12 protein-coding genes and 1 rRNA gene are annotated in these 15,584 nt (G+C 48.6%); all 13 read right to left on the reverse strand.

Annotated features, from left to right (window positions below):
* Positions 1-39: 39 nt before the first annotated feature.
* The gene (locus tag C2M36_RS15060) at positions 40-609 is read right to left on the reverse strand and encodes a DUF1439 domain-containing protein (protein ID WP_105189525.1); all 570 of its coding nucleotides are present in this window, start codon (positions 607-609) and stop codon (positions 40-42) included.
* The gene (locus tag C2M36_RS15065) at positions 606-3,311 is read right to left on the reverse strand and encodes a DUF349 domain-containing protein (RefSeq protein ID WP_105255613.1); all 2,706 of its coding nucleotides are present in this window, start codon (positions 3,309-3,311) and stop codon (positions 606-608) included. Before C2M36_RS15065 ends, C2M36_RS15060 begins: the two co-directional genes overlap by 4 nt.
* Positions 3,301-3,582 (reverse strand): YeaC family protein, encoded by a 282-nt coding sequence (locus C2M36_RS15070; protein ID WP_105255614.1) that lies wholly within the window; start codon positions 3,580-3,582, stop codon positions 3,301-3,303. Before C2M36_RS15070 ends, C2M36_RS15065 begins: the two co-directional genes overlap by 11 nt.
* Positions 3,579-3,908 carry a hypothetical protein gene (locus C2M36_RS15075; protein WP_105255615.1) on the reverse strand — a complete coding sequence of 110 codons (330 nt, stop codon included), beginning with the start codon at positions 3,906-3,908 and terminating at the stop codon, positions 3,579-3,581. Before C2M36_RS15075 ends, C2M36_RS15070 begins: the two co-directional genes overlap by 4 nt.
* Positions 3,909-4,066: 158 nt before the next feature.
* Entirely contained in the window at positions 4,067-5,569 is a 1,503-nt protein-coding gene (locus C2M36_RS15080) for an alanine/glycine:cation symporter family protein (RefSeq protein ID WP_105255616.1), read from the reverse strand.
* Between the two features lie 359 nt (positions 5,570-5,928).
* The gene (locus C2M36_RS15085; RefSeq protein ID WP_105255617.1) at positions 5,929-7,056 is read right to left on the reverse strand and encodes a M14 family metallopeptidase; all 1,128 of its coding nucleotides are present in this window, start codon (positions 7,054-7,056) and stop codon (positions 5,929-5,931) included.
* 282 nt (positions 7,057-7,338) lie between these two features.
* The gene (locus C2M36_RS15090) at positions 7,339-8,784 is read right to left on the reverse strand and encodes a glyceraldehyde-3-phosphate dehydrogenase (RefSeq protein WP_105255618.1); all 1,446 of its coding nucleotides are present in this window, start codon (positions 8,782-8,784) and stop codon (positions 7,339-7,341) included.
* Between the two features lie 323 nt (positions 8,785-9,107).
* The gene (gene ihfA / locus C2M36_RS15095; RefSeq protein ID WP_105189518.1) at positions 9,108-9,410 is read right to left on the reverse strand and encodes an integration host factor subunit alpha; all 303 of its coding nucleotides are present in this window, start codon (positions 9,408-9,410) and stop codon (positions 9,108-9,110) included.
* A gap of 2 nt (positions 9,411-9,412) precedes the next feature.
* Complete coding sequence (pheT, locus tag C2M36_RS15100; RefSeq protein WP_105255619.1) at positions 9,413-11,800, reverse strand: phenylalanine--tRNA ligase subunit beta; 2,388 nt, start codon at positions 11,798-11,800, stop codon at positions 9,413-9,415.
* 13 nt (positions 11,801-11,813) lie between these two features.
* Positions 11,814-12,794 (reverse strand): phenylalanine--tRNA ligase subunit alpha, encoded by a 981-nt coding sequence (gene pheS / locus C2M36_RS15105; RefSeq protein ID WP_105255620.1) that lies wholly within the window; start codon positions 12,792-12,794, stop codon positions 11,814-11,816.
* Positions 12,795-12,887: 93 nt separating this feature from the next.
* The gene (hda, locus tag C2M36_RS15110; RefSeq protein ID WP_105255625.1) at positions 12,888-13,589 is read right to left on the reverse strand and encodes a DnaA regulatory inactivator Hda; all 702 of its coding nucleotides are present in this window, start codon (positions 13,587-13,589) and stop codon (positions 12,888-12,890) included.
* A 6-nt stretch (positions 13,590-13,595) separates the two neighbouring features.
* Entirely contained in the window at positions 13,596-14,642 is a 1,047-nt protein-coding gene (locus tag C2M36_RS15115) for a DUF2066 domain-containing protein (RefSeq protein ID WP_105255621.1), read from the reverse strand.
* Between the two features lie 701 nt (positions 14,643-15,343).
* Positions 15,344-15,458 (reverse strand): 5S ribosomal RNA (gene rrf, locus C2M36_RS15120).
* Positions 15,459-15,584: the final 126 nt, after the last annotated feature.

A 15,584-nucleotide genomic window follows, 5' to 3' on the forward strand; every position in this document is an offset into this window, starting at 1 on the left:
TTAGGGCTTGCCCACACAATTTCGCAAGGTTTAATGCAATTAAAGGCCCGAAGTCAGGGTGATCACCCCTGGATTAACCTCTAAAGCGAGTTTAAAGCGTGCCAGCAAGGCCTGTTTAGGGTCTTGCTTATTCAGGCTGTACACCGGATATTGGCTCAACGCCTGAGTCAATAATTGCTGCACCTCTTCGGACAGAGGCGCCAACTTACCGCGGTAGCCCATGGCATCGATATCGGCATTGAGGATTTTAAAATCCTGCAAATAGATGGCGTCTTCATCGCCATTAAAATAAGGCACAGCGGCGATATTTAAGCGCACGCGCACCGGCACCTTAAGTGCCAAGGCCTGCATCATCACCGTATTATCCAGCGCGAGCTCAATACCATTAGGGCTCTGCTCGGGGCCAATTTGCACACCAATATCATTCACCGTCAGCTCCATAGGCACGCCCATTACGGTGGCATTGGCGCCATAACGATCACTTTGTTGCAGCAGGCTTTGCTCCAACTCGCCGCTCGTTAGTGAAAAAACACTCAAAGGTGCATGACTGGCGCAGCCACCTAACAAGGCGACACAAGCCAGCACCATACCCATTATCCATTGCTTCATACTGATACCATCTTATCTAATACTACTAGGATGCGCTCACGCTCTTGAGCGTCACCCTGACAAATACCTTGCTCGTCAACACCCGCCTTGGCTACCCAGGCAAGTAACAGCTCATCAGTGCTGTACTCAACGCCATGGTGTTTGGCATCGAGCATATTGACTTGCTCCTGCATGCGCTGTGCCGAAAGTGACTCAGGGCTGGCCAGATTATTGGCAATTTCCAGGCGCAGAACGAGCTGCTCACTGCTTAGCTCAATGCGCGAATCATTCAGCCAGTCTATTGGCAGAGCCTGTCCCTGAGCCAAACTTGCACGCAATCCCTGCAGATGACGGGTTTGCTGTGCCTGCTCTTTAGCATTCAACGCCGCCTCAATGCGGACCACTAAGTTTTGCTGTCGCCCCTGTAGCTCACGCACTAATTGCAGCTGCTGCACATCATTGCGCAGCTGTTGCAAATCCGCATTGCTTTGCGCTTGCGCCAGTTGTTGCTCCAACGCCTCAAGGGCACTCAGCTGCTGGGCTTTTTGCTCGGCATGGGCCAGCTGTTGCTGTGCCTTAGCTGCATCGCGCTGACTAAAGATACTATCGTTTACGCGGCGAAACGCCTGCCATAACTTACGCTCTTTGCTATTGCCGGCAAAGCCGATTTGCTGCCACTGCTGTTGCAGCTCTTTTAGCGTTTGCGTTGCCGCAAACACATCGTCTTGGCTTTGCAGCTCTTCCGCTTGCTGTAAAAGCGCCGCTTTGGCATTCGCATTGTCTTGATAGAAGTTAGCAACGCGCTCGCCCATATCCCCTTGAGCATTGCTAAAGGCTTTATTGAGTTTGTGATAAAGCTTACTTTCTAACTGCTTAGCCGCGCGCCATTGTTTTAATAGGGCATTGAACTGGTGCTCAAGCTCACGAATTTCAAGCTCACCGCTGCGCTCTCCCAGGCTGGCCATTTGCGCAATTAGCTGTTCGCGCTCGGCAATTGCCTGCTCTTTAAGCTTTTGTTGCTCGGCAAAATAATCGCGACAAGGGGCAAACGCAGCCTCAATCGCCTGTTCGAATTCGTCTTTCGCCTGTTGCGCCACCTCTGGCCCCAACAGCTGCCAGCTTTTACGTAAACGCTTCACTTGCGCCAGGCGCTCGTTGGCATCATCGCAGTCGCCGTTTGCCAGCACTTTCGCGGCCTCGAGTAACTGCTCTTGTTGTGCTTCGCCGGCATACTGGTGCCAATCTTTGGCTTCACTCAGGGTTTGCGCCAGGCCTTCGTATTCGCGACTGATGTCGTTTTGAAAATGTTCGGCCAGTTGCTCAAAGATTTCCTGTAGACCATTGAACACACCAAAGGCAACGCGATAGCGGCCCTGGTTGATCAAGCGGCGAATATCTCGCGCCTTTTTACGCGCCGCATTCTGCAGTTGCTTTTGCTCCTGCATTAGGGCGTCACTCTGGCTCTGCCAATGCTTGCGGGCTTGCGAAAACTGTTGCTGCCAAAGCGCTGCCAGTTCTTTAGGAAGTGCCTTAATGGCCTGTTGTAATTGTGCTCGTAACTCGGCTTCGGCGCTAATGGCCGAGTCCAACTCACTGACCTCGCCAGGGGCACGTAAGCTACTGTAGCTGGCAAGCTGCTCACGCAGGGCATCCACGTCTTGTTCGTAGGCTGCGAGCTGCTCTACCTGCTTAAATAAGCGTGCTAATTCCTGCTGCTGGCTTTGCAGCTCGGTGCCGGCCTGCAAGTCTTCACTTTGCAGCATGTCTTTGGCCTGCGCCACCTTGGCATGAAGCCAGTCGGTTTGAATTTGCTCGTTTCCATCGAAACGCAGTGCCATGGCATTGCTGATCTCTTCGGCCAAGGCACTGAGATTGGCCAGGGCGAGTACGCTGCGCTGTTTGGCTAACTGCTGTTCTTGCTGTTGTTCAAAGGCAACTTTTAGCTTATCGCTATGGGTCGTTAGTTTGGCCGCCAGTTGCGTAAACTTTTGTTGTGTTTGCCCACGTAGCTCTTCATCCAGCCATTCAAGCTCCAACTGCTGATACTGCTTTTGAAGTTGTGAAAACTGCCCGCTAACTAGCTGATAGTCAGTTTTGTCACGCAAGGCATTCAGCTTGGCAAGAATCAACTTGGCCTGCTCGGCCACCTCAACCGGCATCTGCGCCTGGCGCTGCTGCTCATCAATGACTTCCTGCAGTTTTTGCTTAGCCTCACCCTTGGCAACCTTAAGCAGCTTTTCCGTCAGCTGTAACTTCAAGACCAGCTCACACAATTGCAGTTGCAATGCTTCATCCGCGCCGCGGAATACCTGCTCAACCAAGGGTGCTTTATTTAAGCGGGTTAACAACTTAATTTTAATGGCCGCGGTTTTTTCTTGCAGCGCCAGTTGTTCCAGGGTTTTATCGGCGGCAAAACGCTCAATATAGCGCTCTTTATCGGCGTCGCTCAGTGCATTAGGGCTGGCTAAAATGGCCTCGGCCACTTTTTGATTGGCAAGGCGTTTAATGCTTGGCTCACCATCCTGTTGGCAGGCCTGCCACCACAAAGCGACATCGTTAAGCTTTTTCAGCGCTGCGGTACGCACATTGACGCTGGGGTCTTCACACGCCAGCGTGGTGAGGATGTGTGCATCCTGTTGTTTATCCAACTGGGCTAAGGCCCCCAGGCGAGTGGTTTCTTTTGGATGCTTCCACTTGGGTTGGAACAACTGTTTAAAGATCATTTTCACTGAACCTAGCTATTTCGTTTTCGGCCTTAAATTGCTGCTTTAATTCTTTCTTAGACTTTTGCACCAGCTGGCCGTCGGCGCCAACGGTGAACTGCTCGTCGCTTTTGAGCACCTTGGCTTGATAGAGCATCACCAGTTGCACTGTTTGCTCTTTTTGTTGTTCGCTTAACGGGCTGCCATCTGGCCACTTGCCGGTTGCGGCGCCGTATTGCAGACGTTCGTATACTTCAGGGGTAATAGACAGGACTAACTGGTCAATATTCATAATTTTTTTCTTTTCAAAAACACTAAACGAACGCGGTTAACTAGGTACCAGACGACACCAATGGCAATGGCTCCATAACAAGCTGTTTGCTGCCATGAGCCGGGCACCGGATGTTGCCAGTAAAGGACTAAAAAGCCACCGAGGAAAAGGATTAAGGCGATAAAAGACTGGTTCATCAGCGACTGCTGTTTTTGCGTTTTAGTACGCGCCGCCAATCGGGTTTTGGTTTCGGCATCCATTTCGCCAAAAGCGGCATTGCAATGGGGACAGGCTTTATGTTTGTCGGATATCGATTTTTGACATTGCGGACATGAGATTATGGCCATGCTTACTCCTAGGTGCAATTGCGCGCCAATAAAAAAGGCGCCACTTGGCGCCTCATTGTACTGGTTTTATTTGTCGATGTCTTTTTTGAATTTAAGGCAAATGCCGAGATTCAAAAATGGGGGTGAGCTACACCTCTGCATCAACAAAATGAACCTATTTACTCAGCATCTTTTGATTGCTTAGCAAGACGTTCTTCCCAGAAGGTGGCGTTTTTAATGCCTAATTTTACCGGGTCAAATGTCACTTTACCGCCCGCTTTCTTCTGCTCTTCGTAATCACGCAAGCAGGTCAACGCCGGCTTGGCGACAAACAGAATAGCCAAGATACCAACAATGTTGATCCACGCCATCAGGCCCACACCAATGTCACCGATATTCCAGATATAACCAGAGCTGTTAACCATGCCATATGAAACCATAAACATGATCACCAACTTCACAATCACGATTGGGATGTTGCCTTTGAAGTAACGGTTTAAGTAGGCCACGTTGGTTTCGGCAATGTAGTAGTACGCCAGTATAGTGGTAAATGCGAAGAAGAATAAAGCAATACCGACAAAGGCATGGCCAAAGTCACCAAACACTTTGAACAAGGCCATTTGGGTAAATGCCGCAGAGCCGATTTCGGTTGCCGCATCCACATTTTGCACAATAAATTGGCCCGCAGGTAGTTCACCAACCACATTGTACTGCTGGGTAATCAGGATCATTAAAGCCGTCGCCGTACACACGAAGATAGTATCCACATACACAGAGAAGGCTTGCACCAGACCCTGCTGCGCAGGATGGTCAACTTCTGCGGCCGCGGCCGCATGAGGACCGGTACCCTGGCCTGCTTCATTCGAATAAATTCCGCGTTTTACACCCCAGCCAATCGCCGCACCAAAACCGGCTTGTGCGGTAAAAGCATCGGAAACGATTAATGAGAAGATACCCGGCACTTTATCCAGGTTTAGGAAGACCACGATCAAGGCCAGGACAATGTAACCCAAGGCCATAAACGGCACGACAATTTGAGTGAAGTGGGCGATACGTTTAATCCCACCAAAGATAATAAAGGCGAGAACAATCAGAATAATAGCCAAAGCAACGAGTTTAAAGGTTCCTACCTCACCAAAGCTCGTAGTCACCATTTCACCGTGGCCAAATACCTCGGTAAAGGCATTACCAACCGCATTCGCCTGCACACCCGGTAAAAACACGCCACAGGCAACGATGGCAGAGACTGCAAATAAGATAGCCAGCCATTTTTGCTGCAAACAACGGTCAAAATAAAAAGCTGGGCCACCTCGATATTGGCCATCTTCTTCGGTTTTATAAATTTGGCCTAGGGTTGATTCGGCATACGCGGTGCTAGCACCCAAAAATGCCACGACCCACATCCAAAAAATAGCGCCAGGACCACCAAAACCAATCGCAGCGGCGACACCGGCAATGTTACCTACGCCTACGCGTCCGGATAACGACACGGCCAAGGCTTGAAAAGACGAGATACCTTTACTTGATTCATTCGAGCTCAGCAGCAACTTCCACATTTCTTTGAAATGTCTTACTTGCGCAAAACGGGTTAGTAAGGAATAAAATAGACCTGCGCCTAGACAGAGATAAATGAGTGCACTACTCCACACAACGTCATTAACGGCGCTTACAAAAGCTTCCATGGATATCCTCTATAATTATATTTTTTATTCTTAGTTACGATACTGAGAATGCGGGACATAAGGCAGTGAGGATCGGTTAGCACACTTACCCCACTCTTCAACCTTTGGAATATTAACTTATACCACCCAAGTTTGTTAACAGTTAATTTTCAATCCAACTGCATCTGGGTGTCTACTGGTACGTATTAGAAAAATAAAAGTCTTTAAATTTTAATATGTTAAACCAACCTAACCAGTATTCATCCTGACTATGTTAAAAGTAATAAAAAAGGCATGGGCCGTTATACGACGCATGCCTTTATTCGCTGCTAAGCTGTTAAATGGGCACTCGCGATGACTACTGCCCATGCTTTAGCGCATTATCTCAACTTATCGACCACAGCAACGATGGCGCTTAGGGTATCCTGGCCAAACTGATAAGAGCGGCGATCAGACCAACCATAATCTAGGTCTGGCAAGTTGGCGTTATCTTTAAACGGCATTTCTACCGTGTAGGCCAAGGCCTTAAACTCTTCACCCACGGCGCAAGATGCCACGGTCAAGTTGGCCTCGCCCGGCGCGTCTTTATCGTAACCGAACTCGTCCTGGAACTCAGGCGTGATGGTCAATAAGGCTTGCTTAAAGGTGTTTTCTAACTCTTCTAAGCGCGCATCATAGCTTGGGATCCCTTCACTGCCGGCAACAAAGTTGTAAGGCAGGGCTTCATCACCGTGGATATCCAGATACATATCCAGGCCTACCTCACGCATTTTATTCATCACCAAGAATACTTCCGGGCTCTTTTCCATGCTAGGAGTAGCCCATTCACGGTTTAGGTTCACGCCGGCCGCATTGGTGCGCAGGTGGCCACGCACGCTGCCGTCCGGGTTCATGTTCGGCACTATATAGAACACAGCCTTGCATAATAAGGCCGCCGCATGCGGGTCTTCGTCGTCCAGTAGTTTGTGTAGCAAGCCTTCAACGAACCATTCGGCCATGGTTTCGCCCGGGTGTTGACGTGCGGTGATCCAGATGTTTTTCTTTTCTGCACTCGGCTCACCGATGCGCAGCACCGTCATATCACGACCATCCAGGGTTAGACCCAGGTTTTGCGCTTCACAAATAGCGTGGCTTTGTGCCCAATACACTAGATCCAGATGACGGTCGTAGCTGTACGGCGCAAAGTAGGCGAAGAACATCTGTGAACATTCAGGCTCAACGTCGATAACTAGGCTTCCGTCTTCATAACGGGTCGGCACGCGGAACCAGGTTTGACGGTCGTATGAGGCCACAGCCTGGTAATCGTCCCAGCCTTCTGGATAAGCTGACTGCGCCAACTCATTGATCTGAATACGATGCTCAACAAACGCCGTGGTCTCTAGGCGAAAGTGGAACCACTGATAAAAATCAGACTGGTTGTCCTTATTGATCTCTAGCTGGATATTCATCGGGTTTTCACAAGCGATAACCTTGATATTACCACTGTCGAAATTACTGGTGATCTTCATTGCTGATCCTTATATTGATACCAATTCACTTAAATAGCCAATCATTCTAGCGGGCTAAATATCGTGCTAACTGCGTTGGAATTTTTCTATGTAGAATACTATATAAGAAAAACTCCGCCTTGTTATCACATCATTTATCCAGCGCTATCTCTGATCACATAATTAACAGAATTGGCATTAGTGCGATAGCCTGGCCTTTCCCTCACTCTAATGCTGGGAAAGTCAGTATTAGCAATAAAAAAGCCGACACTCGGTGTCGGCTAGTCTTGTTCTTTACGCTTATTAGCGTGGCAAGCTTGGGTGAGTAACCTCAGCCATGTCTTGCATACAACGTACAACCTGACAGCTGTAACCGAACTCGTTATCGTACCAAACGTAAAGTACTACGCGGTCACCGTCAACGATGGTTGCTTGTGAGTCAACAACACCTGCGTAACGGCTGCCTACAAGGTCAGTCGACACGATTTCTGTCGACGCTGTGTAGTCGATTTGGTCGCGCAGGTCAGAGTATAGTGCAGTGTCACGTAGGAAGGCATTTAGCTCTTCAACGTTTGTTGCAGTTTCAAGGTTCAGGTTCAAGATAGCCATTGAAACGTTAGGCGTAGGTACGCGGATAGCGTTACCAGTTAGTTTGCCTTCTAGCTCTGGAAGCGCTTTAGATACCGCTTTAGCCGCACCGGTAGAGGTAATAACCATGTTCAGTGCTGCAGCACGACCACGACGCTCTGCTTTGTGGTAGTTGTCGATTAGGTTTTGGTCGTTGGTGTACGAGTGTACCGTTTCAACGTGACCATTTTTAATACCGAACTTGTCGTTAAGAGCCTTCAAGGTTGGTGTGATGGCGTTAGTTGTACAGCTTGCCGCACACACGATCTTGTCTTCAGCTTTGATATCCTGGTTGTTAACACCGTATACGATGTTTTTGATATCACCTTTAGCGGGAGCAGTAAGTAGTACTTTTGCCGCGCCTTTTGCTTCAAGGTGTTGGCCCAAGCCAGCTTCGTCTTTCCAGATACCTGTGTTATCAACAACTAGTGCATCTTTGATGCCGTAAGCTGTGTAATCAACTTCGCTTGGTGAGTTAGCGTAGATAACCTGGATGTAGCTGCCGTTTGCTTTAATGGCATTACGCTCGGTATCAACAGTGATTGAACCGTTGAAAGGACCGTGGATTGAATCACGACGCAACAGGCTGGCACGCTTTTCAAGGTCACCGTCTTTACCGCCACGAACAACGATGGCACGAAGGCGAAGATCAGCGTAAGGACCTGATTTTTCGATAAGTAGACGAGCTAGTAGACGACCGATACGACCGAAACCGTAAAGTACTACGTCACGTGGCTCTTTTGCTGAACCGGCGTTAACGATTTCAGCCAGTTCATCGTTTAGGTATTCTTCAACAGAGCGACCATTGGCTGCATCTTTGTATAGGTAGTTATAAGCTAACTTACCGATATCGATACGAGCAGAGTTTAACTCCATTTTGCTAATAGCTTCTAGGAATGGGAAGCTTTCACGTAAACGCAGTTTTGAATCTTCAAATTGAGCGACGGTTTTGTGCGCTTTGATGATATCGATGGTGCTGGCACTAACTAGTGGACGGCCATATACAGCAATTTCGATACCACGGTTGCGGTACAGTTTACCAATAATAGGTTGCATACTTTCAGCGAAGTCTTGGCGTTCCTGCCAGCTGTTTAAGTATTCTTGCTCGTGAGATAAGGTCATTGTTTCTGCCTTTGAAATTTGTTTTGAACGGATATCAACCCCAGCACTTCATTGTTCAGACCACAAAGTGAGAGCGTGATCAAGGACAATATGCCTGTTGCCGGGCGCCCATATTCTAATGCAAAGTGCCAACAATAACCACCTCTTGTTGGCTTTAACTCACAGCAGTGCAAATAGATGCTGGCAAATTTTGGTGCAGGGGTAATAAATTGCGGCTTTAGAAAACACAACGCCGGACCATAGCACTTCGAATAGGTGCACAAGCAGGGAGTTGGGAGACATTTTAGGCATTAAAAAAGCAGCCCTAAGGCTGCTTTTTGTTATTAAGATTCAAGCTTACTGGTACCGACTTCAACACGGGTTTTCAGTTTTTGCCCAGGCCTGAAGGTAACCACACGGCGCGCCGAAATAGGAATATCCTCTCCGGTTTTTGGGTTACGACCCGGTCGCTCTTTCTTATCGCGAAGATCAAAATTGCCAAAGCCAGAAAGCTTGATCTGCTCCCCATTCTCTAAAGCTGAGCGGATTTCTTCAAAAAACGCTTCAACTAGTTCTTTGGCATCCTTCTTATTGATCCCCAACTTCTCAAATAGGTGTTCAGCTATGTCGGCTTTGGTAAGCGCCATATCTAGTCCCTCAACGATGCATTAAACTCTTTAGCCAAAGTGGCTACGACGTTGTCGACAACTAGGTTGATATCTTTCTCTTCGAGCGTTCTATCAACCGCTTGTAGTGTCAGAGCAATCGCCAAACTCTTATAATCTGGCTCTATACCTTTGCCCTTATACACATCGAATAAGTTTAGGTCAACCAATTGATTTCCGCCAACTTTTTCTATCGCGGCCAAAACATCACCGGCTTTCACCTCGTCTTTGACTAAAATAGCGATATCGCGACGGTTCGATGGGAACTTAGAAATAGCCTTTGCCTGTGGCAGCACGCGGTTATTTAGCGCGGCTATTTCAATTTCGAATACAAACGCGGTGCCATTAATGCCCAGTTGCTTATGCAACTGCGGGTGTAAAGCGCCGATAAAACCAACCTCTACGCCGTCGGCAAAAATAGCCGCGCTTTGACCCGGGTGCAAACCATCACAGGCCTGGGCTTTGAAGCTAAAGCGAGCACTGGTATTGCACAGCGCCAATAAGGCTTCTACGTCGCCTTTGACATCGTAGAAATCCGCTGCATGGCTATCTAGGTGCCAATGCTCACCGTAACAGCTGCCAGCTACCACGCCACCGATCACACCCTGCTGCAGTACGCCATTTTCTGCCTGCTCATCGGCAATGAACTTCAGTCCTTGCTCAAAGAAACGAATACGTGGCTGTTGACGGTTCTGGTTATACACCAAAGTATTAAGCAAACCCGGCATTAAAGACTTTCGCATCACCGACATTTCGATTGAAATCGGGTGTGGTAAAACCAGGCTATTGTCTTCGCCGTGAATGGCATTTTGCACCTTAGGATCAACGAAGCTGTAGGTAATGGCTTCTTGATAGCCACGGGTTACCAAGGTGTCGCGCATACGTTTAATGGCAACATCGGCTTCATTGTGGCGGGTCATATTCAACTTGGCTAACGGTGCCTCGTTAGGAATATTGTTGTAACCAAATACGCGAGCCACTTCTTCGATTAGATCTTCTTCGATACGAATATCGAAACGGTAGCTAGGCACATCGGCTTGCCAGGTGTCGTTTTCAAACTGCACATCCAGGCCCAGACGGCGCAGAATATTGGTGACGGTTTCATCATCGATATGGTAACCGATGACACGGTCTAGACGCTCACGACGAAGTGTTACAGCCGTTACCTTAGGCAATTGCTCAGGAGCAACCGCTTCTACGATAGGGCCGGCCTGACCGCCAACGATTTCAAGCAGCAATGCAGTCGCACGCTCCATAGCGTCACGCTGCAGGGCGAAATCCACACCACGCTCATAGCGGTGAGACGCATCGGTATGCAAACCATAGCTACGAGCTTGACCGGCAATCGCAACCGGGTTGAAGAAGGCACTTTCAAGCAGGATGTCTGAGGTCTTTTCGGTTACACCCGAGTGCTCACCACCAAAGATGCCGGCCATGGCCAGGGCTTTGTTATGATCGGCGATCACTAAGGTCGACTCGTTCAGCTTGGCTGTATTGCCGTCAAGCAATACCAGCTCTTCACCGGCGTTCGCGCTGCGTACCTTGATACCACCTTCAATGGCATTAAGATCAAAGGCGTGCATAGGGTGACCTAGCTCAATCAACACATAGTTGGTTACATCTACAACCGGATCGATTGAACGAATGCCGCTGCGACGTAACTTTTCAACCATCCACAGTGGTGTTTGCGCATCCAGGTTAATGCCCTTAAGCACACGGCCAAGGTAACGCGGACAGGCTTCTTCATTGACCAGCTCGATGCTAATTTTGTCGTCGATTGTTGGTTCAACCGCAGGAATTTCAAGCTCATTCACGTCCAGGTTGTTTAGTACACCCACTTCACGAGCTAGGCCTTTAATACCTAAACAGTCGCTGCGGTTAGGCGTTAAATCAACATCGATAATCTTGTCGTCAAGAGCCAGGTATTCGCGCAAATCTTGACCGATAGGCGCATCAAGCGGCAACTCCATGATGCCGTCGCCTTCTTCGCTGATACCCAGTTCCACAAACGCACATAACATGCCGTGTGAGGGCTGGCCGCGTAGCTTGGCTTTCTTGATTTTAAAATCACCAGGAAGTACCGCACCCACTTTTGCTACGGCCACTTTTAGGCCTTGGCGACAGTTTGGCGCACCACACACGATATCGAGTAGTTCGTCTTCACCTACGTTAACCTTGGTAACACGCAGTTTATCTGCATCCGGGTGTTGGCCACACTCAACCACTTCACCCACAACCACGCCTTCAAATTGACCCGCAGCGGCGTCAACGCCGTCTACCTCAAGGCCAGCCATGGACAGTTGCTCTGCCAGTTCGTTCGCGTCGATGGCCGGGTTAACCCATTCGCGTAACCACTTTTCACTGAATTTCATTTATCACGACCTCTTAACGGAACTGGTTTAGGAATTTCATATCATTTTCGAAGAAAGCGCGTAAGTCGGTTACGCCATAGCGCAGCATGGTTAGGCGCTCTACACCCATACCAAAGGCAAAGCCGGTGTACTTTTCTGGGTCGATGTTTACCGCACGTAAAACGTTCGGGTGTACCATGCCACAGCCTAGTACCTCTAGCCATTTACCGTCTTTACCCTTCACATCTACTTCCGCAGAAGGCTCGGTGAATGGGAAGTATGAGGGACGGAAGCGGATTTCCATGTCTTCTTCAAAGAAGTTACGAAGGAAGTCGTGCAGAATGCCTTTAAGCTCGGTAAAGCTAACATCTGTATCTACCATCAGGCCTTCAACCTGGTGGAACATCGGCGTATGGGTCTGGTCGTAGTCGTTACGATATACGCGACCAGGCGAGATAATGCGCAGCGGCGGTTGCTCGGTTTCCATGGTACGAATTTGTACGCCACTGGTCTGGGTGCGCAATACCAACTTAGGATTGAAGTAGAAGGTATCGTGATCCGCACGCGCCGGGTGATGAGCCGGAATATTCAAAGCATCAAAGTTGTGGAAGTCGTCTTCTACCTCTGGGCCCGACTTAACGGCAAAGCCTAGTTCACCAAAGAAGGACTCTATACGTTCGATGGTGCGCGTCACCGGGTGAACACCGCCTGAGGCCATGTTACGACCTGGCAAGGTCACATCAATTGTTTCAGCGGCAAGTTTCGCTTCTAACGCAGCCGCACTTAAGGCTTCACGTTTTACGTTAATTGCTTCGGTAACTTGTTGTTTAGCTTGGTTAATTACTTGGCCTGCGCTCTTACGCTCTTCTGGCGCCATTTGCCCAAGTGTTTTAAGTAGCCCGGTTATTTCACCTTTCTTTCCAAGGTAGTTTACGCGCACATCTTCTAGGTGCGCGATTTCGCTGGCTGTTTCAACCGCCTTTAAGGCGTCAGCCAAAATCGCTTCTAAGTTCATCGGATACCTGACTAGGGTGATAATTTAAAGTATTTATTTAGCCACTTATGATAACTAAAGGGCCGCATTGATTCTAGCCCCGCGCGTCTGTTTCTACAGCTTTAGTGTGGCTTTTATAAAAGGAATGGTGAGCTTTCGCTGTGCCGCCATCGAAGCGTGATCTAGCGTGTCGAGGACATCCAGTAGTGCACGCATATCGCGACTAAGGCGAGTCAATAAGAAGCGTGCACATTCATCGGATAGTTCCAGGCCACGCATCTTGGCTCTGTTGGTCAGTGCCTGCGCCTTATCATCATCGCTCATCGAGCGAATTTGCAAGGTCGTGCCCCACTTTAAGCGCGACTCAAGATCCGGCAGATCCAAATGCAACATATCAGGCAACAGGTCGGCGGAGATAAGCAAAAGCTTACCCGGCTCGTTAAAGCGGTTAAAGAAGTTAAAAAGGGCTTTTTCCCAGGCTTCATCACCGGCTATAAGGTGTAAATCATCGATACAGACCACATCGAGGGCATCAACCCCCTCTAGCACCTGAGGGCCATAATGCTGCACTTCACTGAGTGATAACAACATACTGGAAAGACCTAGCTCCTGGGCATGAACACAGGTTGCATAAAGCAAATGCGACTTGCCAGAATCACCTAAACCGCACAAATAGGTGTATTGAAACTGTTCGTTCAGGTGATTGAAAGCCGCCTGCAGATGATTAACCTCCAGTGAGTCCTGTCCGCCAAAGTAACTGGCGTAGGTTTCATCATCGGGCAAGGTAACCGGCAGCGCTAATTGCGAGCTAAGCATCATAGGTTATTGCCACGCGTACTCGAGGTCATCGTTACTATTGGAGTAATAGAACTTCTGAGGATCGCGATAGTCGCTGAAGTAAGAGTCAAGGGTAAGCGCTTTCTTGAGATCTTCCACGCCACCGGTATGGCTAATACGAATTTCCACGCGTTCCTGACTAATGTGTATTACCGCTACATCGGTTACCACACTTAGGCTTTTCAATCGGCGCAACGCATATTCAATATCGACAAAGGTAAGAGTGTTATACAACTTTAAGGTTTGCTGTTGTGCTTCATAACTGGAGCTGGCATCAATGGCGTATTCGCTCGCCAAAGCACTGGCCAAGGCGTCAACCATGTCTACCACGACTTGCTGTTGGTCACCCTTATGCTTGATTGCTTCAAACTGGTCTTCGTTAGTGAAGCGCCACTCTAGCTCCCAAGCATCGGAATTATCGTCCTTATAAAGGCGCGCAGAGACGACTCGCTCGGCCATATAACGTTTTGAGGCGATATCAAGAGAGTCACTGAAGTTACCCCATACATCCGCAACGGTAACATGTTGGTGATCCTCTAAATCCAATAAAGGCGTAACCACGGGAAGACCACGACGAGAGGCGCGATCGGCAAGTAACGCTTGAATTTGCGGATAAGAGTCGGCGGTCATAAACTCACGACGCCAACCATCTTCAATCGCTAACCAGATCACAACAAGAGGGCGACGGTTTCCCCACAAGGGTAAACCAGCATCACGCACCAGCGCATTGACCTTATTGCCGTCGAATTGCACCCGTAAATAAGTTTGCCCCTTATCATCCGCATACTCATATTTGGTCATGTAGTTGGCGATATCGGGTAGCGCGGTACGCACAGTGGAGTTGTCTGCTGCTCCAGCATCGCCGGTTACTTTAACAATAACATTGAGCAGCGCATTTTGGCTGGCGGTAGCGCGACTAGCTCTGGTTTTGTCTTCCACCGGCTGGCGATATTGATATAAGCCTTTAACTTCAATTGCCTGCAATGGCCAAGCGCCAAGGACTATAAGTAGCAGTAATAAATTACGGATCACGTCGTCTTAAACCTTAGTGTGAATGCCCTGATCCTAAAACAAAGCCAGTAACAAAGCAAAGGGTTACCCAAGATTAGTTAACTTGCTGAATCCCCGATTAATTAACAAGTAAATAGAAGCTCATTTAAACACCATACTCCCCTACTTTTTACCTAACTTTAAGGTGTAGGGCTAAGGAAGGTGATAGCTGAATGACTGAATTCATTTCCGCTAGGCTACAAACACTTTTCAAAACCCCAAACGCAAAAAACCCACTGCATTGAGCGGGTTTTTCTGAATAGGAGTCTGGTTCGTGACGCAGTAAGATGACCTACTTTACTCCGGGCTCTCCTGCCCTCCGCCCTTCGGGCCGCCTTCGGCGTTCAAAAATGTTCCCGACATTTTTGTCACCTGTTCAAGTAGAACATCACGTCTTTAAAACGAAAAAACCCGCTGCATTGCTGCAACGGGTTTCTTTAATTAGGCGAAGAAGACCGAAGCACCGCTTCGCAGCTTACTGAGGTGAGGTCATGGACGACCGAGGTAACCAAGCTACAGGGACGTATAGTTGAAACCACTCTTAAGCGCGCCACCTCTTATATAACAATAAGGCTCGGCTATTCGAGTGTTATAGCTTGGTATAAACTGCTTTGAATAGATTGGTCAAAAGTCAGAAAGCAAAAAACCCGCTGCATTGCTGCAACGGGTTTCTTAAATTAGGAGCCTGGTGATGACCTACTTTCACATGGCAAATGCCACACTATCATCGGCGCTGTTCCGTTTCACTACTGAGTTCGGCATGGGGTCAGGTGGGTCCAGAACGCTATTGTCACCAAGCAAAGTTGGTTACTAATCGCTGTCGCAATCAGTATTAATTCGGAAAGCTTAATAAGTAATGTGTCTACTTCAGTCTTAATTTCTAACTTCTAACTTAACAGTCTCACACCATTTTGGTGTTGTATG

Source organism: Pseudoalteromonas sp. T1lg75 (genome assembly GCF_002964705.1).
In the GTDB taxonomy this organism is placed as follows: domain Bacteria; phylum Pseudomonadota; class Gammaproteobacteria; order Enterobacterales; family Alteromonadaceae; genus Pseudoalteromonas.

Bases quoted from the DNA above. Each gene is read 5' to 3' on its own strand.
- pheT (WP_105255619.1), bottom strand. From the start codon at position 11,800: ATGAAATTCAGTGAAAAGTGGTTACGCGAATGGGTTAACCCGGCCATC.
- C2M36_RS15065 (WP_105255613.1), bottom strand. From the start codon at position 3,311: ATGATCTTTAAACAGTTGTTCCAACCCAAGTGGAAGCATCCAAAAGAA.
- C2M36_RS15085 (WP_105255617.1), bottom strand. From the start codon at position 7,056: ATGAAGATCACCAGTAATTTCGACAGTGGTAATATCAAGGTTATCGCT.
- hda (WP_105255625.1), bottom strand. From the start codon at position 13,589: ATGCTTAGCTCGCAATTAGCGCTGCCGGTTACCTTGCCCGATGATGAA.
- C2M36_RS15080 (WP_105255616.1), bottom strand. From the start codon at position 5,569: ATGGAAGCTTTTGTAAGCGCCGTTAATGACGTTGTGTGGAGTAGTGCA.
- C2M36_RS15090 (WP_105255618.1), bottom strand. From the start codon at position 8,784: ATGACCTTATCTCACGAGCAAGAATACTTAAACAGCTGGCAGGAACGC.
- C2M36_RS15060 (WP_105189525.1), bottom strand. From the start codon at position 609: ATGAAGCAATGGATAATGGGTATGGTGCTGGCTTGTGTCGCCTTGTTA.
- C2M36_RS15075 (WP_105255615.1), bottom strand. From the start codon at position 3,908: ATGGCCATAATCTCATGTCCGCAATGTCAAAAATCGATATCCGACAAA.
- C2M36_RS15070 (WP_105255614.1), bottom strand. From the start codon at position 3,582: ATGAATATTGACCAGTTAGTCCTGTCTATTACCCCTGAAGTATACGAA.
- ihfA (WP_105189518.1), bottom strand. From the start codon at position 9,410: ATGGCGCTTACCAAAGCCGACATAGCTGAACACCTATTTGAGAAGTTG.
- pheS (WP_105255620.1), bottom strand. From the start codon at position 12,794: ATGAACTTAGAAGCGATTTTGGCTGACGCCTTAAAGGCGGTTGAAACA.